Source organism: Flavobacterium frigidimaris (genome assembly GCF_002217275.1).
In the GTDB taxonomy this organism is placed as follows: Bacteria; Bacteroidota; Bacteroidia; order Flavobacteriales; family Flavobacteriaceae; genus Flavobacterium; species Flavobacterium aquidurense.
In genome coordinates this window covers 165,210-187,470 of the sequence record NZ_MUGV01000039.1, presented here as the reverse complement: position 1 = coordinate 187,470, position 22,261 = coordinate 165,210, and the positions used below count along the sequence as shown (strand labels likewise).

The 22,261-nt window shown below is 32.1% G+C and carries 17 protein-coding genes; 12 read left to right on the top strand and 5 right to left on the bottom strand.

Annotated features, from left to right (window positions below):
• The first annotated feature begins 83 nt into the window (after positions 1 to 83).
• Positions 84 to 515, top strand: a complete 432-nt coding sequence (locus B0A65_RS20235; RefSeq protein ID WP_074656899.1) for a hypothetical protein — start codon at positions 84 to 86, stop codon at positions 513 to 515.
• Between the two features lie 78 nt (positions 516 to 593).
• Here B0A65_RS20235 and B0A65_RS20230 read toward each other — a convergent pair whose 3' ends face one another.
• Together B0A65_RS20230 and B0A65_RS20225 are read right to left on the bottom strand one after the other, a co-directional pair.
• Positions 594 to 2,105: an FMN-binding glutamate synthase family protein gene (locus B0A65_RS20230; protein ID WP_074656902.1), complete on the bottom strand. Its 1,512-nt coding sequence runs from the start codon at positions 2,103 to 2,105 to the stop codon at positions 594 to 596.
• Between the two features lie 34 nt (positions 2,106 to 2,139).
• Positions 2,140 to 2,922 carry an NYN domain-containing protein gene (locus tag B0A65_RS20225; protein ID WP_026982034.1) on the bottom strand — a complete coding sequence of 261 codons (783 nt, stop codon included), beginning with the start codon at positions 2,920 to 2,922 and terminating at the stop codon, positions 2,140 to 2,142.
• A gap of 293 nt (positions 2,923 to 3,215) precedes the next feature.
• On the opposite strand from B0A65_RS20225, the gene B0A65_RS20220 reads away from it, so the two are divergent.
• Both B0A65_RS20220 and B0A65_RS20215 read left to right on the top strand, forming a co-directional pair.
• Positions 3,216 to 4,478 (top strand): aminotransferase class I/II-fold pyridoxal phosphate-dependent enzyme, encoded by a 1,263-nt coding sequence (locus B0A65_RS20220; protein ID WP_074656905.1) that lies wholly within the window; start codon positions 3,216 to 3,218, stop codon positions 4,476 to 4,478.
• Positions 4,479 to 4,604: 126 nt separating this feature from the next.
• A complete protein-coding gene (locus B0A65_RS20215) occupies positions 4,605 to 5,084 on the top strand; it encodes a hypothetical protein (protein WP_074656906.1) in 480 nt (159 codons plus the stop codon).
• A gap of 231 nt (positions 5,085 to 5,315) precedes the next feature.
• Here the strand turns inward: B0A65_RS20215 and B0A65_RS20210 are convergent, their stop codons facing one another.
• Together B0A65_RS20210 and B0A65_RS20205 are read right to left on the bottom strand one after the other, a co-directional pair.
• Positions 5,316 to 6,434, bottom strand: a complete 1,119-nt coding sequence (locus B0A65_RS20210) for a GTP cyclohydrolase (RefSeq protein ID WP_074656907.1) — start codon at positions 6,432 to 6,434, stop codon at positions 5,316 to 5,318.
• Between the two features lie 49 nt (positions 6,435 to 6,483).
• Complete coding sequence (locus B0A65_RS20205; protein ID WP_074656908.1) at positions 6,484 to 7,452, bottom strand: transporter; 969 nt, start codon at positions 7,450 to 7,452, stop codon at positions 6,484 to 6,486.
• Between the two features lie 124 nt (positions 7,453 to 7,576).
• Here B0A65_RS20205 and B0A65_RS20200 point away from each other — a divergent pair, with 124 nt between their 5' ends.
• From B0A65_RS20200 to B0A65_RS20170, 8 genes are all read left to right on the top strand, one after another.
• Entirely contained in the window at positions 7,577 to 7,861 is a 285-nt protein-coding gene (locus tag B0A65_RS20200; protein ID WP_074656909.1) for a DUF4834 family protein, read from the top strand.
• Positions 7,862 to 7,911: 50 nt separating this feature from the next.
• Positions 7,912 to 10,353, top strand: coding sequence for a YfhO family protein (locus tag B0A65_RS20195; RefSeq protein ID WP_074656910.1), 2,442 nt, complete (start codon positions 7,912 to 7,914; stop codon positions 10,351 to 10,353).
• Between the two features lie 69 nt (positions 10,354 to 10,422).
• Positions 10,423 to 10,590 carry a hypothetical protein gene (locus B0A65_RS23355; RefSeq protein ID WP_207556468.1) on the top strand — a complete coding sequence of 56 codons (168 nt, stop codon included), beginning with the start codon at positions 10,423 to 10,425 and terminating at the stop codon, positions 10,588 to 10,590.
• Positions 10,591 to 10,798: 208 nt separating this feature from the next.
• Positions 10,799 to 11,062 (top strand): hypothetical protein, encoded by a 264-nt coding sequence (locus B0A65_RS23585; RefSeq protein ID WP_242670323.1) that lies wholly within the window; start codon positions 10,799 to 10,801, stop codon positions 11,060 to 11,062.
• A 21-nt stretch (positions 11,063 to 11,083) separates the two neighbouring features.
• Complete coding sequence (locus B0A65_RS20185; RefSeq protein WP_074656911.1) at positions 11,084 to 12,370, top strand: glycosyltransferase family 4 protein; 1,287 nt, start codon at positions 11,084 to 11,086, stop codon at positions 12,368 to 12,370.
• Positions 12,371 to 12,407: 37 nt separating this feature from the next.
• Positions 12,408 to 13,877 carry a lipopolysaccharide biosynthesis protein gene (locus B0A65_RS20180; protein WP_074656912.1) on the top strand — a complete coding sequence of 490 codons (1,470 nt, stop codon included), beginning with the start codon at positions 12,408 to 12,410 and terminating at the stop codon, positions 13,875 to 13,877.
• 96 nt (positions 13,878 to 13,973) lie between these two features.
• Positions 13,974 to 15,626, top strand: coding sequence for a mechanosensitive ion channel family protein (locus B0A65_RS20175; protein ID WP_074656913.1), 1,653 nt, complete (start codon positions 13,974 to 13,976; stop codon positions 15,624 to 15,626).
• 248 nt (positions 15,627 to 15,874) lie between these two features.
• Complete coding sequence (locus tag B0A65_RS20170) at positions 15,875 to 16,174, top strand: hypothetical protein (protein WP_074656915.1); 300 nt, start codon at positions 15,875 to 15,877, stop codon at positions 16,172 to 16,174.
• Positions 16,175 to 16,250: 76 nt separating this feature from the next.
• Here B0A65_RS20170 and uvrA read toward each other — a convergent pair whose 3' ends face one another.
• The gene (gene uvrA, locus B0A65_RS20165) at positions 16,251 to 19,046 is read right to left on the bottom strand and encodes an excinuclease ABC subunit UvrA (protein ID WP_074656917.1); all 2,796 of its coding nucleotides are present in this window, start codon (positions 19,044 to 19,046) and stop codon (positions 16,251 to 16,253) included.
• Between the two features lie 316 nt (positions 19,047 to 19,362).
• Here uvrA and B0A65_RS20160 point away from each other — a divergent pair, with 316 nt between their 5' ends.
• Positions 19,363 to 22,164: a helix-turn-helix and ligand-binding sensor domain-containing protein gene (locus B0A65_RS20160; RefSeq protein WP_317044627.1), complete on the top strand. Its 2,802-nt coding sequence runs from the start codon at positions 19,363 to 19,365 to the stop codon at positions 22,162 to 22,164.
• The last annotated feature ends 97 nt before the right edge of the window (positions 22,165 to 22,261 follow it).

Below are 22,261 nucleotides of genomic sequence, written 5' to 3'. Positions count from 1 at the left end.
TGTTGTTTTTTTTAGCACATGTTGCTTTTGTGTTAAAAGTTTGTTATGTTTGAGTTAAAAAATAACTATAAAACCAAAAAATTATGAAAAAAATTACCCAAATCGCATTTGCTCTTTCCTTTGTTTTACTGCTGGTAAGTTGTAAAAACACCAAACAAAAGATACAGGAACATGTTAGTAATTATAATACTACCTCGTCTATAAAAGGTGGAAATGTTGTGAGTACAAGTGCAAAAGCATTTTTAAATGATAATAAAATTGAAATAAGAATTGAAACGAATCTGGAAGGAACTGATGCAAACAAATTAGCCTACAAAGATACTTTTCCTGATTTGTTGAAAGAAATGGTTAAAAATGACCAAATTTCTCCAGCATTAATCGAAGAAGGAGTAAAGTTTGATGTTTACTTTTTGTCTTATAATAATATAATTCTTGCTCAGCAATTAGTGGATAAGGAAGAACTGGCAGTTTTAGAAAATGGTTCTTCAGCTGGTAAAGAAACCGCAAAACTGTAGTTTGAAGAAAGTTTAAAAAACATAAAGAACGATATACTAAAAAGCCTCTTTGTTAAATTCAAAGAGGCTTTTTTATTTCTAGTGTTTGGTAACGTTTGTTAAGTTATCAGGAAAATAAGAGTCTGATAAATTAGCAAATTCATCACCACGCATGAAGATATTAATATCGACGTCAGCAAAACTTTTCTTTCCAGCTGCTGCTAAAAGTTCATTAGCCGCATGCAGCGTGTTTTTATGAAAATGATAAACACGCTCTGATTTATCGGTGACAACCAAACCTTTCATTAGCATTTTATTTTGAGTTGCTACTCCGGTTGGGCATTCATTATTATGACAACGTAAGGCCTGAATGCAGCCTAATGAAAACATAAATCCGCGGGCACTGTTGCACATATCTGCACCTAAGGCAATCGCATGCAGAATAGAATAGCCTGAAATGATTTTTCCGCTTCCAATAATACGTATTTTGTCACGGATATTTAAACCTATTAATGTTTTGTTTACAAATATCAGGGCAGGTTCAAATGGCATTCCAACTCCATCTGCAAATTCGAGCGGTGCGGCACCAGTTCCTCCTTCGGCACCATCAACGGTTATAAAATCTGGATAAATATCTTCAGCAATCATTTCGTGGCAAATGGCTTCAAATTCAGCGGTGTTTCCAATACATAATTTAAATCCAATAGGCTTTCCGTTTGATAATGCACGTAACTGCGCTATAAAATGAATAAGGCCTTTACTGTCTGAAAAAGCATGATGACCTGGAGGAGAAAGAATGGTTGTGTGAGGTTCAACACCTCTTATTTTAGCAATTTGTTCGGTGTTCTTAGCTGCCGGAAGTACACCTCCGTGACCAGGTTTAGCACCTTGCGAAAGTTTAATTTCGATCATTTTTACATTCGGAAGATTGGCTTTCTCAGAGAATTTTTCCGGACTGAAATTTCCATCAGCAGCGCGACAGCCAAAATAACCTGTACCAATTTGCCAGGTAATATCACCACCGCCCGCCAAATGATATTCGGTTAAACCACCTTCTCCTGTGTTTTGATAAAAATTTCCTTTTTTAGCACCAATATTTATCGCACGAACCGCATTTTCGCTTAGTGAACCAAAACTCATGGCAGAAACATTAAATAAAGAAGCCAGATAAGGTTGCTTACAATCTTTTCCACCAACCAAAACACGAGGTAGTTCCTCATTAACTTTTGCGGGAAAAATAGAATGTTTTATTCCTTCATAACTGTCATGATTTAAATTTAGTTGTGTACCAAAAGGAGAATTTGAATCGATATTTTTTGCTCTTTGATAAACCAGAGAACGTTGATTTCTGGAGAAAGGTTTTCCGTCAGTAGATCTTTCAATGAAATACTGTTGAATTTCAGGCGCAATCATTTCAAATAGATATCTGAAATAGCCCAGAACCGGGAAGTTTCTTAAAATAGCGTGCTTTTTTTGAATAATATTATAAATGCCAACTACCAATAAGATTGGAATAATAATGACCAGTAAAAAACCACGTTTTGTATAAAAGTAAATGGTAACAACAATTATTAACAATAAGAATCCGTAAATAAAGAATTTTTTTCTCATGTTTTTAAAACTTTAAAATGTAATAAATTGATAACTAATTGAATCTTAAACGAACATAAACGTGTTTGATTCCTTTTTTATCTGATTCTCTTTCGTCAATTTCAAGAATATCTGTTAGTGATTTCAGCATAGGTGTAAGCTTAGAAAATCCATAATTTCTAGGATCAAATTCAGGTTTTTTCTTTACGATCAAATTTCCAACATCACCTAAAAATGCCCAGCCATCGTCATCCTCAATATCTTCAATTGTGGCTTCAATAAGGTCGATGGTTTGTTTATCAATTTTATGCAATGCTTTTTCAGCAGGTTTTTCAACAGGTTTTTTGGCATCTGCGGCGACAGCAGTTTTTGGTTTTTTCTTTTGAATGGCACCATCTAAAACTTCGATATAAATAAATCTATCGCAGGCGACAATAAAGGAGTTAGGAGTTTTCTTTTCTCCAATTCCAATCACTTTCATGCCAGATTCACGTAATCGAATGGCTAAACGGGTAAAATCACTATCGCTCGATACGATACAAAATCCGTCTAATTTTCCGGAATAAAGCAAATCCATTGCATCGATAATTAAGGCAGAATCAGAAGAGTTTTTTCCAACAGTGTAACTATATTGTTGAATAGGAGTAATGGCATGCTCTAGCAAAACACCTTTCCAGCCATTTGAGTTAGGCTTGGTCCAGTCGGCATAAATACGCTTGGTGGTTGGTGTTCCAAATTTTGCTATTTCTTCCATCATACCTTTTACATTGCTGTAAGGTACATTATCAGCATCTATTAAGACTGCTAACTTTAAATCTTTGGAGTTGCTTAAGGGCATTATTGAATTATTTAGAATTTGTGTTTCATTTTTTTTAAAATGCTTTTAAAATTACTAAAAAATAAAACAATGGCAGTCCTTTTGAAAGAATTTATAACAGGTATAAATTGTGAAATTTCGATAGACTTATGTTTATTTATTAAGAATTAATGTCATAAAATTTTTTATTTTATTCGTAAATCTTTAGAAAACATCAATTTTCATTTCGAATCATTTTTAAATTATTATGATACCATAGAATAAATATTTATTTTTGCTCGCTGATAAATTAAAATTATTACTTCAAATATATTATGGTAAAAGATTTATTCGAAAGAATCCAGAACAATAAAGGCCCTTTAGGAAAATGGGCATCACAAGCAGAAGGTTATTTTGTATTTCCTAAATTAGAAGGAGAATTAGGTCCAAGAATGCAATTTGGTGGAAAAGAAATTTTAAACTGGAGTATAAATGACTATTTAGGACTTGCTAATCACCCGGAAGTTCGTCAGGCTGATATTGATGCTGCAACACAATTTGGAGCTGCTTACCCAATGGGTGCGCGTATGATGTCAGGACATACTAAATACCACGAGCAACTAGAAAATGAATTAGCGGAGTTTGTAATGAAACCGGCAGCTTATTTATTGAACTTTGGTTACCAGGGTATGGTATCGATAATTGATGCATTAGTTACTAAAAATGATATTATTGTATATGATGTAGATTCTCATGCTTGTATCATTGATGGTGTTCGTTTGCACATGGGTAAACGTTTTACTTACAAACACAATGATTTAGAAAGTATGGAGAAAAACCTGCAGCGTGCTACTAAAATGGCTACTGAAACAGGTGGAGGGATTCTTTTTATTACTGAAGGTGTTTTTGGTATGAGAGGACAACAAGGGAAATTAAGAGAAATTGTTGCTTTAAAAGAAAAATATAATTTTAGATTATTAGTAGACGATGCACACGGTTTTGGTACTCTTGGTAAAACAGGAGCAGGAGCAGGTGAGGAGCAGGGAGTTCAGGATGGTATTGATGTTTACTTCTCGACTTTTGCAAAATCTATGGCAAATATTGGAGCTTTTGTAGCTGCAGATCAAGATATTATTGATTATTTAAAATATAATTTGCGTTCTCAAATGTTTGCAAAAGCATTGCCAATGATCCAGACTATTGGTTCATTGAAACGTTTAGAATTATTGCGTAATAATCCTGCATTGAAAGACAAACTTTGGGAAAATGTAAATGCTTTACAAAATGGTTTACGTGAAAGAAACTTCAATATTGGAGATACTAATACTTGCGTAACGCCTGTTTATTTAGAAGGAAGCGTTCCTGAAGCAATGGTAATGGTAAATGATTTAAGAGAAAACTACGGGATATTCTTGTCTATCGTAATTTATCCGGTAATTCCAAAAGGAATTATTTTATTGAGAATGATACCAACAACTTCTCATACGATAGCTGATATTGATGAAACTTTGGTTGCTTTTGAAGCCATTCGTGAGAAATTAGTAAACGGAACTTATAAAGAAATTGCTAGTAGAACTACAGTTGATTTAGACGCTTAATTAGAAGTAAAAAAAAAAATAGATTTTCTTAAGTGGAAATTATGTAAAAAAATCCATTCGTTATACGAATGGATTTTTTTTATTTGCGGTAACTTTATAATTCAAAATCAGTAAAAAATAAGAATTATGAAAAAATTACTAGCAGCAACGATCATTATTTTGGGAGTTTTTATTTCTTGTAAAAAAGAAACAACACTTCCGCCTCCCCAAATAGAACCAAATCCTCCAAAAGAAGCAGAAATTGTAGAACCTGCCGGAGATCAATGTTATACATCAAGACTTAACGGTAATATTGTAGCACTAAGTTTTAACGTTAACTCACATCAGGAAGTAAACGGAAAATTAAGTTATAATATAACTGGAAAAGATAAAAATGAGGGTACTATAATTGGAAATATGAAGGGTGATACGCTTATTGCCGATTATACTTTTATGTCTGAAGGAGTGTCTTCGGTAAGGGAAGTTGTTTTTTTACAAAAAGAAGGAACTCTTATAGAAGGATACGGAGATGTAGTTGATGCTAATAATAAAGTTACTTTTAAAGATAAAAAGAAATTAAAATTTGATGCAAAAAATACGTTGACAAAATCAGATTGCCCACAGTAAAAAATAAAAAAAATGTAAAAAAAATCCATTCCAATATATGTTGGAATGGATTTTTTTATTTGTTACAAATAAGGGCTTATTTAAGGTCCTTTATTTTATTTAGATAGTCAATAGAATTTCCATTCCAATAGCATATTACAAAGCGTCTATTTTTAAATTTAGGGTCACAATTTTTATATCTTGCTGCATTTTAATTCAAAACTGAAAACTGTTACTGAGACTGAATACTCCTTAAAGATCTTTTCTATATGTTTTTCTCTGACAGTGAATTGTCGGGTCAAAGTTTTTCCAAAGTAAATGAATAGCTGTATTTTCAGCTAATTCCGGAGTTCTAATACAATTTACAATTCCTTTTTCTGAAAAAGTCTTAAAATACTCATCAAAAATAATAGCGGTAACGCCTTTGTTTTGATAATCAGGATGAACTCCAATTAAATAAAACACAACATCTTTGCTCTTTTTTCTGGCTTGTAATAAATGCCAAAAACCAAACGGAAACAATTTGCCTTTTGCTTTTTGTAATGCTTCAGAAAAACTGGGCATTACAATACTGAAAGCTATTAAATTATCTTCTTTATCAACTACAAACTTGATGTACTCCGGATTGATAAAACTGATGTATTTTTTCTTGAAATATTCTTTCTGAACGTCAGAAATAGCTACAAACGATGCTAAATTAGCATAAGAAGTATTAAACAAATCAAACATTTTATCCACATGTGGCATAATGTCTTTTGTTTTGGTAAAAGTCAAAGATCTTAAACCATACCTTTTTTTGATTAATTCCTGGGCTTTCAGGAAAAATTCAGGATGAACATTTGAGAAAGGAAAAATACTCTCGATGTATTCTTTTTCTACCTGAAAACCTAATTGTTCAAAATGTGTTACATAATAAGGGTTGTTGTACCAGGTAATCATGGTTCCCATTTGATCATATCCTTCTGTAAGTACTCCAACTTTATCTAAGTTTGAAAAACCCATTGGACCTTCTGCGTGTTCCAGATTATGTTTTCTGCCAAGTTCATATACTTTTTCTAATAAAGCTTTTGTAACTTCAACATCATCAATAACATCAAACCATCCAAAACGGACTTTTCTTTTATGTTGATTATTAACTTCAGACCAATTTATGATTGCTGTAATACGGCCAACAACTTCATTGTTTCTGTATGCCATATAAAAGTAAGCTTCCGCATGATCAAAAGCAGGGTTTTTTGTTTTATCAAAAGACTCTAACTCATCAGCAATAATTGGCGGAACCCAATATGGATTGTCTTTATACAGTGAAAACGGAAATTTTATATATTCTGTTAATTCCTTTTTAGTTTTGGCTTCTTTAATTGTAATCATTAAAAGTCTTAATTGTTTTTCTCCGGTTTAGAGAAGTTCAGTTATTAAATTATTCATATTTAGCTTTACGCTTTCTTTCCTTTTCCTGATAGTCTATATTTTCTTCTGCATTTTTATTTTTATCCTTTTTCTCTTTCTTGATTATCAGTTCTTGTTTTTCTTTATACCAACCGTCATAACGCCATGAAAAACCAACTCCGCCATATAATACAGAAGGTGTATTTTTAAAATTAGTACTTATAGAAGCATCAATCTGCATGTTTGAATTAAGTAAATAGGCAGCGCCGCCACGAACGATTGCATCGCTGTAAAAATCACTTTTATAACCTTGGTTTTCAATGAAACCAGACCATTTGTCATTAAATCCGTGCGTCAAAGTTAATACATATCCGTAACTTGGGTAATCTGTTGTGATATAATCTGCAATAAAGTTAGTGACAAATACCCATTTACCGCCTCCAAAAAGATTTTGAGTGATTAATACAACTTTAGGAGAAATACTGGATTCTGGTGAAAAAGAATATGGATTATCTGCTCCAACAAAATTAGCACCTGCAAACAGCGAAACGGCTGGTATTAGTTGTTGCCAATCAAAGGAATGATTTGCTTTGTAACTGTAAATATTGGCTGTTTTTTTGTCACTTTTAAAAGGATCATAGATTAAATATTTTGCTCCTAAAACGGTCTGTCTGAAATTGTTTTTTTTGTAACTGGTATATGGAGTATCAAAGTTTTCCATTTGATACTGGAGATCAAGAATAAACTCAAGTTTCTCCGTAAATGCGCCATAACGAACTGTTAAATCAGTTCCAAAACCGCTTGCGTCATAATCTAGTAAATCGTGTTTTTCTTTAATTCCGTAAACACCAATTTCTCCCTGAATAACGGATTTCCCAACTGCGTAAGCAGACATTGTTTCGCCGGGGCGATTTGAATTAATTACATCTGTGTATTGTGCAAAGAAAAGTTGTGGTGCTAAAAAAAGAATTGTAATAAATAAGTTTTTAATTTTTAACATAAATGTATTTTTTGATTAAAAAACTATAACGCATTTCAAATGTACTATATTTTATTATTTATTTAAGATTGATATTTTAATTTTAAACAACGGATTTATTAATTTTGGCAAAAATTATACGATTATGCAAGAAGCATCTTTTACAAATTTGTTTAAAACGATAATGTGGATCATTGCGTTTTATTATATTTTCAAATTTTTAGCCAGAATCTTTTTGCCAGTATTGGTAAAAAAAGCGGTTGAAAAAGCAGGTGAAAATTTTCAGAGACAGCAACAATATAGCCAGGATAGCTCATGGCAAAAAACACGTACTAATACTGATGAGATAATCATCAACACGGCTAATGCAAAAAATCCTCGCGAAACCAAAAAGGTTGGCGATTATGTTGATTACGAAGAAATAGATTAAGTTTGTGTCCTAATTAATAGGATTCATCATTTAACCCAAACCAGCCTAAATTGAAAATAGTAAATAAGTTCTATCCGCACGCCCTTGTTATATTGGGCTTTATTCTCGTTTCGTTAATTTATTTTTATCCAGTCTTACAAGGAAAACAAATTTTCCAATCGGATATTGCACAATATACCGGAATGGCAAAAGAGCAAAATGACTTTAGAGCCGCTGAACATACAGAACCTTATTGGACAAACTCTGCTTTTGGCGGAATGCCAACGTATCAATTAGGAGCGAATTACCCTAATGACTTTGTAGGTAAATTAGATGATGTTTTGCGTTTTTTACCTCGTCCTGCTGATTACCTGTTTTTATACTTCTTAGGCTTTTACGGATTGTTGTTAGTTTTAAAAACAGATCCTCTTAAAGCATTTATTGGCGCAATTGCGTTCGGTTTTTCTACTTATTTAATTATTATTCTGGGAGTTGGTCATAATGCAAAAGCGCATGCGATTGCTTATATGCCGCTTGTGATAGCAGGTTTTATACTGGTTTTTCAGAAAAAATATATTTGGGGAGGTTTGCTCACCATGTTTGCGGTCGCGTTGGAAGTGAATGCGAACCACTTTCAAATGACGTATTATCTTTTGATTTTCCTTCTGATCCTTTCAGGATATTTTGCGTTTCAATTTATTAAAGCTAAAGAATATAAAGAGCTTTTAAAAGCGGTTGGAGTTTTGGCAGTGGCCGGAATTTTTGCTATAGGCGCTAATGCCGGAAATTTAATGGCAACGAGTGAATATGCTAAGTACAGTATTCGTGATAAAAGCGAATTAACGTTTAATCCTGACGGATCTAAAAATGAAACAACGGCTTCAATGACAACAGACTATATTACAGAATATAGTTACGGTATTGCTGAAAGTTTGAATTTAATTGCACCAAGAATTTTCGGTGGTTCAAGCCATGAAAATGTGGGGACAGACAGCCGAATGTACTCGTTTATGATCGAGCAGGGAGTTCCTTCAGATCAGGCACAGGATTTTGTTTCCGGAATGCCAACTTATTGGGGAGATCAGCCTATTGTATCTGCTCCAGCATATATAGGTGTAGTAGTTTTCTTTTTGGCGGTTCTGGCTCTGTTTATTGATGAAAGAAAAATAAAATATGTATTTCTTAGTGGAGCTTTATTTACGTTGATGCTTTCCTGGGGAAAAAATTTCGCTGTACTGACTAACTTTTTTATCGAATACGTTCCGATGTACGATAAGTTTAGAGCAGTATCTTCGATTCAGGTTATATTAGAATTATGTATTCCTGTACTTGCAGTGATGGGACTACAATCGTTTTTTAAAGCTAAAGATGAACCAAAATTACAGCAGAAAGCTTTAATTCAGACAGGAGTTTTTGGACTTGGAGTTTTATTGATTTTAGTTATTGCTAAAGGAATGTTTCACTTTACAGGAATGAGTGATAATGCTTACTTGCAAAGTTATGGACCTGCTTTTGTTGATGCATTAAAAGAAGACAGAATGAGTTTGTATTCTGCAGATTTATTGCGTTCAGGATTCTTTATTGTCATTACATTTGGAATTTTATGGCTATTTATTAAAAATAAATTTTCGCAAAATACAACCTTAATTATAGTTGGTATCTTAATGATTTTCGATTTGTTTTTTGTTGATAAAAGATACGTTTCAGCTAAAGATTTTGTTAGTCCTGTACAGATTGCGGCTCCTTTTCAGGAAACTCCAATTGACTCTAAAATTTTAGAAGATAAATCAATATATCGTGTTTTTGATGTACAAGGGCAGTTACAGGGAAGATCTTCTTATTTTCATAAAACCATTGGCGGATACAGTGCCGTACGCCCGAGAAGAATGCAGCAATTAATGGATTATCAAATTCAAAAAGGTAATATTGAAGTACTTAATATGTTAAATGTTAAGTATGTAATTCAAACTGATAAAGAAGGGAATGAAGTGCCAGTAGCAAATCCGGAAGCAAATGGAAATGCCTGGTTTGTTAATTCAGTAAGATTGGTGAATAAACCAGACGACGTGATGAAAGCTTTAAATAACCTTGATACTAAAAAGGTTGCCGTTTTTAACGTTCATGATTACGAGGGTAAATTTAAAAGCGCCCGATTGAAAAAACAATGGGATACAACCGGAACAATAAAAGTAGTCACATATAAACCAAACTACATTAAATATCAATCAGATAACAGAAAAGACGGTTTAGCTGTTTTCTCTGAAATGTATTATAAAAATGGATGGAATGCTTACGTTGATGGTCAATTTACAGATCATTTCCCTGTAGATTATGTTTTACGAGCAATGGAAGTTCCAGGAGGAAAACATACTATTGAATTTAAATTTGAACCACAGGTTGTAAAAACCGGAGGAACCATTACTTTGGCTAGCTCAATTGGAATGTTATTGCTTTTGATTGGTGGAATTTATTTTGAAAATAAACACAAAAAAGCAAAAAATAACCAAAGTTAATTTTGTATTTGGTGCTATTTTATTGCTTTGATCATTTAGTATCTTTGCAAAGTATTTAAAGACTGACCGATGGAAAAAGATGTTTTAAGTTTTGGTACTCCAAAAGAGTTAGAAGCTAAAAGAATTGCTGAAATAAAATCACTGTGTTATTTGGAAAGATTAGAGCGGTTAATGGCAATCATTGAAGTTTCTAATATGCTCAAAACAGCTAGAATAATTCAATCCAAAAAACGATGAATGAGCAAATAATTTCTATTTGGACTAGTTTTTTTGAGAATAAGATTAGGTATATAACTATTGGAGGATTTGCAGTTAATATATATGGGTACAATAGAAATACTGGTGATATTGATATTTATCTGGAAGATACTATAGAAAAAACAGAATCAATTTAAGAAAGGCTTTAAAATCGATCAATCTAGGTGATTTTGAAACCATCGAAACAATGCAATTTATTCCTGGTTGGACCGATTTTAGCTTAAATTATGGTTTGAGGTTAGATATTATGACTACTGTTAAAGGTTTAGAAGATAAAACTTTTTCGTCATTGCTAGATGATGCTACAATTGTTATGATAGATGAGACTCCTGTTTATTTTATTGATTATGATAATTTAATCATTGCTAAAAAAGCAGCAAACAGGCCTAAAGATATTTTAGATATTGAAGAGCTTGATAAAATCAATAATGATACAAAAGAAAATAAATAATATTTTCAGAAATTAAATAAATTGGAACCAAAAAAACTTTTAATTATTACTTATTATTTTCCACCAGCTGGAGGCCCTGGCGTACAGCGTTGGTTGAAATTTGTAAAGTATTTGCCCGAATTTGATATTCAGCCAATTGTTTATGTTCCTGAAAATCCAACTTATCCCATTATTGATGAAGGTTTGGTAAGTGAAATATCAGATAAAGTAATTGTTCTTAAAAATAAAATCTGGGAGCCGTATCAACTGGCTTCTGTTTTTTCAAAAAAGAAAACAAAGAAAATTAGTTCGGGGATTTTTCCTCAAAAGAAAAAACAAACCTTTTTAGATAAAACTTTTCTTTGGGTTCGTGGTAATCTTTTTATTCCGGATGCTCGTGTATTTTGGGTGAAACCTTCCGTTTCTTACCTTGAAAAATATATTAAAGAAAATAATATTGACACAATCGTAACTTCTGGTCCCCCGCATAGTTTGCATTTAATCGGATTAGAATTAAAAGAAAAATTAAACATAAGATGGTTTGCTGATTTCCGTGATCCCTGGACTACAATTGGATATCATAAAGCATTGCGTTTGTCTAATTATGCTGCTAAAAAGCATAAAAAATTAGAGTATAAAGTTCTAAATAACGCTGATACTATCATTGTAACAAGCAAAACTACTAAAACCGAATTTCAGGCTATTACCAATAAGCCAATTTCGGTAATTACAAACGGTTACGATATTGAAAATGTCGAAAAGCAAACTTTAGATTCTAAATTCACTTTAGCACATATCGGATCATTTTTATCTGATAGAAACCCTAAATTTCTTTGGGAATGTCTGGTAGAATTACTTCAGGAAGTGCCAGATTTTAAATTGCATTTGGAAATCAAATTAATTGGGGCAGTAAGTCAGGAAGTACTCGATTCTATTCAGGAGTTTAATCTGAATTCCTATTTAAATCTTCTGGGTTATGTTTCACATCACGAAGCAATTGCGCATCAAAAAAAATCTCAGGTTTTACTTCTTATAGAGATTAATTCGGAAGATACTAAAAGTATTATTCCGGGGAAATTGTTTGAATATATGGTGTCAAATCGCCCAATTGTTGCTATCGGTCCGCAAGGTTCTGATTTCGCAGACATTATAAAAGAAACTAATACAGGAGTATTTTTTGATTATTCTGAAAAAGCGAAGTTAAAAAGTGTAATTTTGGACTTTTATAATCAGTATTTGGAAGGAAAGCTTCAGGCTAATGGCGTTGGTTTACAACAATATTCAAGAAAAAATCTAACCAAACAATTAGCACAGCTGATTAACAGATAAGTGCAAAAAATCTAAAATCTACAATCTAAACTCAAATATGGGTATTGTTTTAAATCAGTCTTTCAAAAATACAATTATTACTTACATAGGTTTCGCTATTGGAGCCATTAATACACTTTACCTATATCCTGTTTTTCTTGGTGCAACTTATTATGCACTAACTAATTATGTGACATCGGCTGCAAACGTTATTATGCCTTTGTTTGCAATTGGTATGCAAAATACCCTGGTCAAATTTTATTCGCAATATAAAACAGAGGAAGAAAGAGAACAGTTCTTGTCTTTTACTGCGTTATTTCCGGTCTTAATGTGCATTCCTCTGGGAATAATTGGTATTTTTTTCTTTGATGACATTACTGATTTTGTTTCTAAAGAAAATCCTGTAGTAAAAGAATTTATGCTATTAATTCCATTTATAGGAATCTGTATGGCTTATTTTGAAATATTTTATGCATGGGCAAGAGTTCATATGCATTCCGTTTTTGGGAATTTCATTAAAGAAGTAGGGTTAAGGTTGCTTTCGACCTTTGCTTTAATCGGACTTTATTTTAAATGGATTTCGTTAGTCGAATTTGTTTACGTAACTGCGGCAATTTATTTTATCGCATTTATAGTGACTATGTTTTATGCTTTTTACATCAAGAAACCTAAATTTCAGATTACAATTCCGGAGAACGTAAAAAGTGTAATGGAATATACTTTCTTTATTATTCTTTCCGGAAGTGTTGCTAATTTACTTTTAGATGGAGATAAATTGATGCTGAATCAATATATGAAGATTGAGAACATTGCTTACTATTCGGTCGCAACTTATATCGCTTTGGTCATTTCTGTTCCGAGCCGGGCCATGCATCAGATTGTATACCCGATTACAGCAAAATTAATGCATGAAAACAAACATGATGAATTGAATTTATTGTATAAAAAAACCTCTATTAATTTGCAGATGGTTGGCGGATTTGTGATGTTATGCATTTTTGTAAACATCAGCCAATTGTATGAATTGGTTCCAAAAGAATATAGTGGGGGAATTGCAGTTGTGTTTATGATTGGATTATCGAAATACTTCGATTTGATATTAGGAAACAATAATGCGATCATTTTTAATACAAAATATTACAGAATGGTATTGTATCTCGGATTAATGCTGGTAGTTCTGACGATTGTTTTAAATATGATTTTTATTCCAATTTTCGGAATTTTTGGGTCTGCATTTGCGACTTTGTTGTCTATAACCTTATATAGCCTGGCAAAATTACTTTTTGTTGTTAAAAAGCTTCATTTATACCCTTTTACTAAAGAAACCATTTATTCAGCGTTACTGACATTTGCTTTGTTCTTGATGTTTTATTTCTGGGAATTTCCATTTTTTCAATTAATTAGTATAGCACTAAAATCTATTTTAGTTACCATTTTATATGTGTATCTAAATTATAAATTTAATATTTCTCCGGATATTAATAAAGTGATCGATACTATTTTTAGAAAATTAGGAATCAAAATTTAGTACGATTTTATTGAGAAATTATAAAGTAATTTAATTTCGAATCTATTTTGTTTTTATATTTGTTAGAAAGGATAATCAATTTATTTTTAGCGTTATATGAAAAAGAAATTACTTTGTTTTTTATTATTGTTTGTTGTTTTATTTTCGTCGGTAGTATCTGCTCAAAAAGATACCTTAAAAACGGTACAAACAACCATTCCTCAGGCCAAATTAAAAGGTTATCCGATAGTTCCTTTTAAAGACACTCTATTTTACGTCTATAATAAGGTAGGGTCTTTTTCTGCAGAAAACAGAGCAAACGCTATTACTGAAAAAATCAGAAAACTCTATCATGATTCTTTTTTTGAAAGCGATTCGATTGTTGTGGTTCCTTCTGATATCTCTCAGGATATCACATACAAAGGAGATTTTATTATTATGTCTGTTTTAGATATTGATGCAAAAATCGAAAATGAAACCCCGGCGTTTATTGCAAAACGGAATCTAACTTTAATAAAAAATGCTGTTGTTTATCAAAATGCAAACTATTCGCAGCTTCCAAAGCGTCTGGGCTATACTGCTTTATTAATTTTAATAATCGGTTTGGTTTTATACTTTGTGGGTAAAATTTTTAATTGGATAAAATTTAGAATCTTAAAAAAGAGCGACAAATACTTTAAAGGTTTCACTTATAATAATATCAGTATTTTGTCACCACACAAACAACAGTTTGTATTAATGCGATTGTTTGGTGTTATTAAAATGATCACGCTTATTTTTATTGTTTATCTCTCATTACCCGTTTTATTTAGCATATTTCCAGCCACAGAAGCCTATACAACGACTTTATTACGTTGGATATTAACTCCCGCAAAATTGGCTATCATGGGCTTTGTCGACTTTTTACCAAGCCTGATAACTATTATTGTCATTATTATCATTTTTAGATATAGTATAAAAATTATAAAATTCTTCTTCGATGAGATAAAAAAAGAAAACATAAAAATTGACGGTTTTTATAATGATTGGGCAATGCCAACTTTTAATATCATCAGATTATTAATGTATGCTTTTATGCTGGTTATTATTTTTCCGTATCTGCCAGGTTCTGATTCTCCTATTTTCAAAGGGGTTTCTGTATTTGTTGGTGTTTTGTTTTCATTAGGTTCTTCAAATGCTATTGCCAATATGGTGGCAGGGTTGGTAATAACGTATATGCGACCATTTAAAATTGGTGATTTTATAAAAATTGGTGATGTCAGTGGAGAAGTAATTGAGAAAACGGCATTGGTTACGCGTATCAGAACACCTAAATTTGAGGATATTACGATTCCGAATGCCACTGTTTTATCTAGTACTTCTACGAATTTTTCGGCGAACACAAAGCATGCTACTAACGGATTATTAATACATACAACGGTAACAATTGGTTATGATGTACCTTGGGCAGCCATCCATAAAGCATTAATTGATGCTGCTTTAAAAACGGATATGACAGAGAAAACTCCGGAGCCTTTTGTTTTGCAAACGAGCCTGGATGACTTTTATGTATCCTATCAAATTAATGTTTATACGAAAGAACCTACGAAACAGCCAAGGATCTATTCGTCCTTACATCAGAATATTCAGGACTCTTTTAATGCTGCCGGAATTGAAATTATGTCACCACATTATAATGCGTTACGTGACGGAAATACTACAACTATTCCCGAAAATTATTTAAATCCCGATTATCAGGCACCTTCATTTAACGTTAAAAATAAAGATTAAGAAAAAGACAACTTATTGATTAAGTGATGTTAATATTTAAATTTTAACACTTGATTCTTTTGTCATTTAATTTATAAAAATTAACTTTATCTTGAATTTTCAGCAGCACTTTGCGCTATAACCTGCATAATGTTGTGTTAAATGCAATAAAATTTGTGTTTTAGTGTTTTTAAAGTACTAATTAGTTAGCAAAAATTGTTAAAATTTAAGAAAGTAGAAATTAGGCTTAATTTAAATGGTTTGTGATTATGAAAAAAAATCAACTGAGTCAGGAACAAAGTTTACAAGTATTTTCGAATATGATCTCAAATAAGGTTCATAAAGGATTTAAACTTGAAGAAAGAAATGACAAAATGCTTTTTGCAGTTCTTTCTAAAGGAGGGAAGGTTGTTAATCATGGTTTGAATTTTACCATTTTTTGTCTAACCTTAGGATTATGGTCATTTGCATGGTTGTACCTTACTTTACAGGCTTCTAAAGAGAAAAAGATTTTAGTTGCTATCGATGAGGATGGTTTTCCATTTGAAGAAAGATGTTTGGTGGCTTAACACATTAAATTCCAAAAATTTTAAATTCCAAATTCCAATACGATAATCGTTATTGGAATTTGGAATTTTTTATAATTTAAATTTTGTCTTTTAAATAAATACCCGTAACAGATTCTTTTACTTTTACAATATCTTCTGGTGTTCCAACTGCCAATAAATGTCCGCCATTTTCTCCTCCCTCCGGACCAAGATCAATAATCCAGTCTGCACATTTTATTAAATCGAGATTGTGTTCAATTACAATTATTGAATGCCCCTTTTCAATCAAGGCATCAAATGACTTTAATAGCTTTTTAATGTCATGAAAATGCAATCCGGTTGTTGGTTCGTCAAAAACAAATAAAGCTTTGTCTTTAGTTGCTCCTTTTACTAGAAAAGAAGCCAGTTTAATACGTTGTGCTTCGCCACCAGAAAGTGTAGAAGAAGATTGTCCTAATTGTACATATCCTAAACCAACATCTTGTAAAGGTTGCAGTTTTTGAGTGATTTTGGTTTGCTTGTTTTTTTCGAAAAAGGCAATTGCATCATCAATAGTCATTGTTAGAATATCGTTGATGTTTTTCTCATCAAAATGGATCTCTAAAATCTCTTTTTTGAAACGTTTTCCACCACAAGTTTCGCATGGTAAAGAAACATCGGCCATAAATACCATTTCAACATTTATAGAGCCTTCTCCTTTGCATGTTTCGCATCGGCCTCCATCAACATTAAAAGAAAAATGTTTTGCCTGATAACCTCTTATTTTGGATAATTTTTCTTTGGCATACAAATCACGAATATCGTCGTAAGCTTTGATGTAAGTGACAGGATTCGATCTTGAACTTCTTCCAATAGGATTCTGATCTACATATTCAATATGTTTAATCTGTGAGAAAGAACCTTTTATTTCGGTAAACTGACCCGCTTTTTCAGCAGCATTTTCCAGTTTTTTCTGCATCGCAGGAAAAAGAATCTTTTTAATCAAAGTACTTTTTCCACTACCTGAAACTCCTGTAATTACAGTTAAAACATCTAAGGGAAATGTTACATTAATATTTTTTAAATTGTTTTCGCGTGCTCCAACTATATCAATATGATTTTTGAATTTTCGTCTTTTCTTCGGAACAGCAATTTCTAAATCTCCATTTAAATATTTAGCAGTAAGCGATTCTGATTTCAGGATTTCATCATAAGTGCCCTGCGCAACTAAATTTCCTCCAAAAGTTCCGGCTTCAGGACCAATATCAATAATCATGTCGGCAGCTTTCATGATATCTTCATCATGTTCTACTACAATAACAGTATTTCCTAAGTCACGAAGGGAAAGCAAAACTTTAATCAATCGCTCAGAATCTTTCGGATGTAAACCAATACTTGGTTCATCTAAAATATACATAGAACCAACCAAACTACTTCCTAATGAAGTTGCTAAATTAATACGCTGAGATTCACCTCCGGAAAGTGTTGAGGAATTTCTGTTTAGCGTAAGATAATCCAAACCAACTTCTGTCAAAAAGGATAAGCGATTATTGATTTCAAGCATCAAACGTTTGGCAATTTGCTGTTCGTATTTGTCTAATTCAAGATTTTTGAAAAAGGTAACCAAATGTTTAATGGGAAGATCAACTAAATCTGAAACTGTTTTTCCACCAATTTTCACATACGAAGCTTCTTCACGTAAGCGTTTTCCGCGACAGGCGTGACATTTCGTTTTTCCGCGATAACGTGATAACATTACACGGTTCTGAATTTTATAATTTTTTTCTTCTAACTCTCTAAAGAAATCATTTAACCCTTGAAAATATTGATTCCCTTTCCAGATTAGATCTTTTTGATCTTCCGTTAATTGGAAATAAGGTTTATGGATTGGAAAGTCGAATTTGTAAGCATGTTTCACCAATTCGTCTTTGTACCAACTCATACTATCACCTCTCCAGGGATAAATAGCGCTTTCAAATACAGATAATGAAGTATTAGGGACTACTAAATCTGCATCGATTCCAATGATATTTCCATAACCTTCACAAACCGGGCAGGCGCCATATGGATTATTAAAACTAAATAGGTGAACATTGGGTTCTAAGAAAGTGATTCCGTCCAATTCAAAATTATTCGAATAGCTAAATCTTTTATCTGAGTTTAATTCCTGCAAATAACAAATTCCTTTTCCTTCAAAAAAAGCAGTTTGTACTGCATCAGCCAAACGGTTGTAGAATTCTTCTTCCTCTTTAACAACAATTCTGTCAATAATAAGCAGAATGTCTTTATTGTCTAATTTATGAACTTCTGTTGGTGTAAATTCATCTAAACGAACCATTTCGTTGTCAACCAGAATACGGGCAAAACCTTGCTGTAAAAGGACTTTGAGCTTGTCTTCAAGTTGTCTTCCTTCTTCCAGATGAATAGGAGAAAGCAATAACCATTTACTGTCTAATTCAAATTTTTTTACATCAGAAACAACATCAGTAACGGTGTTTTTCTTGACTTCTAATCCGGAAATTGGCGAATAAGTACGTCCGATTCTGGCGAATAAAAGCTTTACATAATCGTATATTTCTGTTGAAGTTCCAACTGTAGAACGGGCATTGGTGGTATTTACTTTTTGTTCAATAGCAATCGCGGGTGCAATACCTTTTATGTACTCTACTTTTGGCTTGTCTAAACGGCCAAGGAATTGACGTGCATATGAGGATAAACTTTCAACATAGCGACGTTGTCCTTCGGCATACAAAGTATCAAATGCCAGACTTGATTTCCCTGATCCTGAAAGACCTGTGATAACGACAAGTTTATTTCGGGGAATAGCGACATCTACATTTTTTAGATTGTGTACCTGCGCTCCTTTAATGATAATATTATGTTTTGGGTCGAGTTTTGAAAGATCAATTTGCATAAAAAAAGTCAATTTTTACAAAAGTAATCAATTTTGAATTGAGTTTTGTTAATGCCATTGTTCCAAATCTTAACAGATTTCAATAGAGTCTTGTTCATTAAATCCCAATTAATCATTCATTTTTTGTTTCACGCAGATTTGAGCAGATTTAATTTGAATAAATAAGCTGCGCTGATCTGCTAATATCTTTTTAAAGCTGCGTGAAAAGCTTTGCACAATTCTGTATGTTTAATTTATTTTTATGCAATGAATTGTTTTAATGCAAAATATCCTATTTTAGAACTGCTTTAAAACTATTTTAAATTCTGACCAAATTTTGAAAACAAAACTATCTACACTATTATTTTTGATGAGCTTTTTCCTGTTTTCGCAGGAGTTTCCGCCAATAGTAAAATATTCTTCTTCTGTTTATGGCGCAGGAAATCAAAGTTGGATGATTTCGCAAGATGATCAGAACTATTTATATTTTGCCAACAATGATGGACTTTTAGAGTTTAATGGCACAACCTGGCAATTGTACCCGGCTCCAAACGAAACGATTATTCGATCTGTTAAAGTCATTGGAACAAAAATCTATACGGGCTGTTATATGAATTTTGGTTATTGGACCAGACAGACAAACGGGAAATTAAAATATACTTCACTAAGTGATACCATTAAAGATAAAATATTAGACGACGAACAGTTTTGGAATATCCTGAAATACGATCAGTGGATTTTGTTTCAATCCTTAAACCGAATTTATATTTACGACACGAAAACGGGAAAATTTAAAATTATTGCGCCTAAAAATGGTGTTATAAAATCGTTTTCTCCTAAAAATGCAATTTATTTTCAGACCATAAAAGAAGGGCTTTTTGAAATTGAAAGCGGAAAAGCAAAGTTAGTTTCAGACCACCCAATCCTTAAGAAATTTACAATCGTAAATATTTTTACAACAGACGATGGTTTGCTGATTCAGACACAATTGGATGGTATTTATAAATTAGTTGGGAATAGTTTAACCCGTTTTGTTACAGATGTCGATGCCGAATTAAAGTCAAGTTTTGTCTACAGCAGTCAATTTCTTCAGGATGGAAGTTTTGCTTTAGGAACGGTTTCTAACGGAATTTTTGTTTTATCAGGTAGCGGAAAATTAAAATATCATATTTCACAGCGAAAAGGGTTGAGCAATAATACGGCGCTTTCACTTTTTGAAGATAAGGATCAGAATTTATGGGCTGGATTAGATAACGGAATCAATTGTATTAATATTAATTCGCCAGTACACAGTTTTACAGATGATTCTGGCGTATTGGGAACCGTTTATGCATCGGCAACTTTTAATGGAATACTGTATGTTGGAACAAATCAGGGACTGTTTTGTAAACCAAATCAAAGTCATGCTGAGTTTAAATTTATAAATGGAACAAAAGGACAGGTTTGGTCGCTTTATGTTTATGATAATACGCTTTTCTGTGGGCATGATTCCGGTACTTTCATCATCACTAATGATTCGGCAAGAAATATATTTTCTGCTTCTGGAACCTGGAAATTTGAACCAGTTCCGAGTGCTAAAAATCAATTGCTTCAGGGAAATTACTACGGAATTTCAGTTCTTGAAAAAGTTGGGAATCAATGGGTTTTCAAAAATAAAATTAAAGGTTTTGATTATTCATCACGATACTTCGAAATTACAAATAATTTTGATGTTTATGTAAGTCACGAATACAAAGGAATCTTTAGATTGAAATTAGATAAATCAGTATCAAAAACACGAGGTTTTTATACTTATAAATCTCCTCAAAAAGGAAAAAATGCAAGTTTAACTAAATTCAATAATCAAATTTATTATGCTTACAAAGGTGGCATTTTTAATTTAAACCCGAACACTAAATTATTTGAAAAAGATAATTTGCTAAGTTCTATTTTTGAAAAAGACGAATATACTTCAGGGAAGCTAATTGTTGATAATTCGAATAAAATATGGTTGTTTTCTAAAAATTACATTCACTATTTTTCTGCCAGTAAACTGAGTAATCAATTAAAACAAAACGTTATTCCGATACCAGCTTCTTTGACCAATTCAATGTTGGGGTTTGAGAATATTACACAAATTTCTAAATCAACATACTTAATTGGTACTACAGATGGTTATTATACATTAAATATAGATGATCTAAGTTTTAAAAATTATATCGTTTTTATAACTGATATTACCATAAACAAGCAAAATGAAACACTTACAAACGTAGCAATTCAAAATGAAGGAAGTTTTCATTCTAACGAAAACAATATCACTTTAAATTACACTGTTCCGGAGTATAATAAATACATTAATTCAGAATATCAATATTTATTAGAAGGATTTCAGAATGACTGGAGCGAGTGGAGCACAAAATCTACAGTAAATTTCAAGAATTTATCTCCCGGAAAATATACTTTTAAAGTACGGGCGCGTTATGCTAACACGATTTTGCAAAATACAGCCACTTATACATTTGTCGTTTTAAAACCTTGGTATTTGACTAATTTGGCCTGTTTTATTTATTTTCTGTTGTTAGTGATAATGGCTTATTTTATTAATAAAGCGTATAGAAATTATTATCATAAACAAAAAGAGAAATTAATTGAAGAGAATAATCTTTTGCTTGAGATTAAAGAGTTAGAAAATGAACGACAATTAATGAAGGTAAGAAATGAGCAGCTTTCTCAGGATGTTGATAGTAAAAATCGGGAATTGGCTGTTTCGACAATGAGTTTAAATAGTAAAAACGAATTGTTGGCATTCATCAAAGAAGATTTAAAGAAAACAACTCAGGATGATAATAAAAATATTAAATCTGTAATAAGTACCATCAATAAAAATATTACAGAGGACGATTCCTGGAATGTTTTTAAGGAAGCTTTTGATAATGCCGATAAAGATTTCTTAAAAAGAATCAAACAAGTTCACCCTTTATTGACTCCAAACGATCTTAGGCTTTGCGCTTATTTGCGACTGAATCTTTCTTCTAAAGAGATAGCACCTTTATTTAATATTTCTGTTCGAAGTGTTGAAATAAAAAGATATCGTTTGCGTAAAAAAATGGATTTACAGCACGAAATTGGGTTGGTTGAATATATTCTTGCTGTATAGGAAGTCAAAAAACACCCTAAATAAACTATACATTACCTCAACATTAACGTTTTGTTGTGCTTTTTGAGTGTTTTTGTTAAGGAAATTAACATTTGTA

Excerpts from the sequence above, each read along its gene's own strand:
- B0A65_RS20235 (WP_074656899.1), top strand. The coding sequence starts at position 84 with ATGAAAAAAATTACCCAAATCGCATTTGCTCTTTCCTTTGTTTTACTG.
- B0A65_RS20230 (WP_074656902.1), bottom strand. The coding sequence starts at position 2,105 with ATGAGAAAAAAATTCTTTATTTACGGATTCTTATTGTTAATAATTGTT.
- B0A65_RS20225 (WP_026982034.1), bottom strand. The coding sequence starts at position 2,922 with ATGCCCTTAAGCAACTCCAAAGATTTAAAGTTAGCAGTCTTAATAGAT.
- B0A65_RS20220 (WP_074656905.1), top strand. The coding sequence starts at position 3,216 with ATGGTAAAAGATTTATTCGAAAGAATCCAGAACAATAAAGGCCCTTTA.
- B0A65_RS20215 (WP_074656906.1), top strand. The coding sequence starts at position 4,605 with ATGAAAAAATTACTAGCAGCAACGATCATTATTTTGGGAGTTTTTATT.
- B0A65_RS20210 (WP_074656907.1), bottom strand. The coding sequence starts at position 6,434 with ATGATTACAATTAAAGAAGCCAAAACTAAAAAGGAATTAACAGAATAT.
- B0A65_RS20205 (WP_074656908.1), bottom strand. The coding sequence starts at position 7,452 with ATGTTAAAAATTAAAAACTTATTTATTACAATTCTTTTTTTAGCACCA.
- B0A65_RS20200 (WP_074656909.1), top strand. The coding sequence starts at position 7,577 with ATGCAAGAAGCATCTTTTACAAATTTGTTTAAAACGATAATGTGGATC.
- B0A65_RS23355 (WP_207556468.1), top strand. The coding sequence starts at position 10,423 with ATGGAAAAAGATGTTTTAAGTTTTGGTACTCCAAAAGAGTTAGAAGCT.
- B0A65_RS23585 (WP_242670323.1), top strand. The coding sequence starts at position 10,799 with ATGCAATTTATTCCTGGTTGGACCGATTTTAGCTTAAATTATGGTTTG.
- B0A65_RS20180 (WP_074656912.1), top strand. The coding sequence starts at position 12,408 with ATGGGTATTGTTTTAAATCAGTCTTTCAAAAATACAATTATTACTTAC.
- B0A65_RS20175 (WP_074656913.1), top strand. The coding sequence starts at position 13,974 with ATGAAAAAGAAATTACTTTGTTTTTTATTATTGTTTGTTGTTTTATTT.
- B0A65_RS20170 (WP_074656915.1), top strand. The coding sequence starts at position 15,875 with ATGAAAAAAAATCAACTGAGTCAGGAACAAAGTTTACAAGTATTTTCG.
- uvrA (WP_074656917.1), bottom strand. The coding sequence starts at position 19,046 with ATGCAAATTGATCTTTCAAAACTCGACCCAAAACATAATATTATCATT.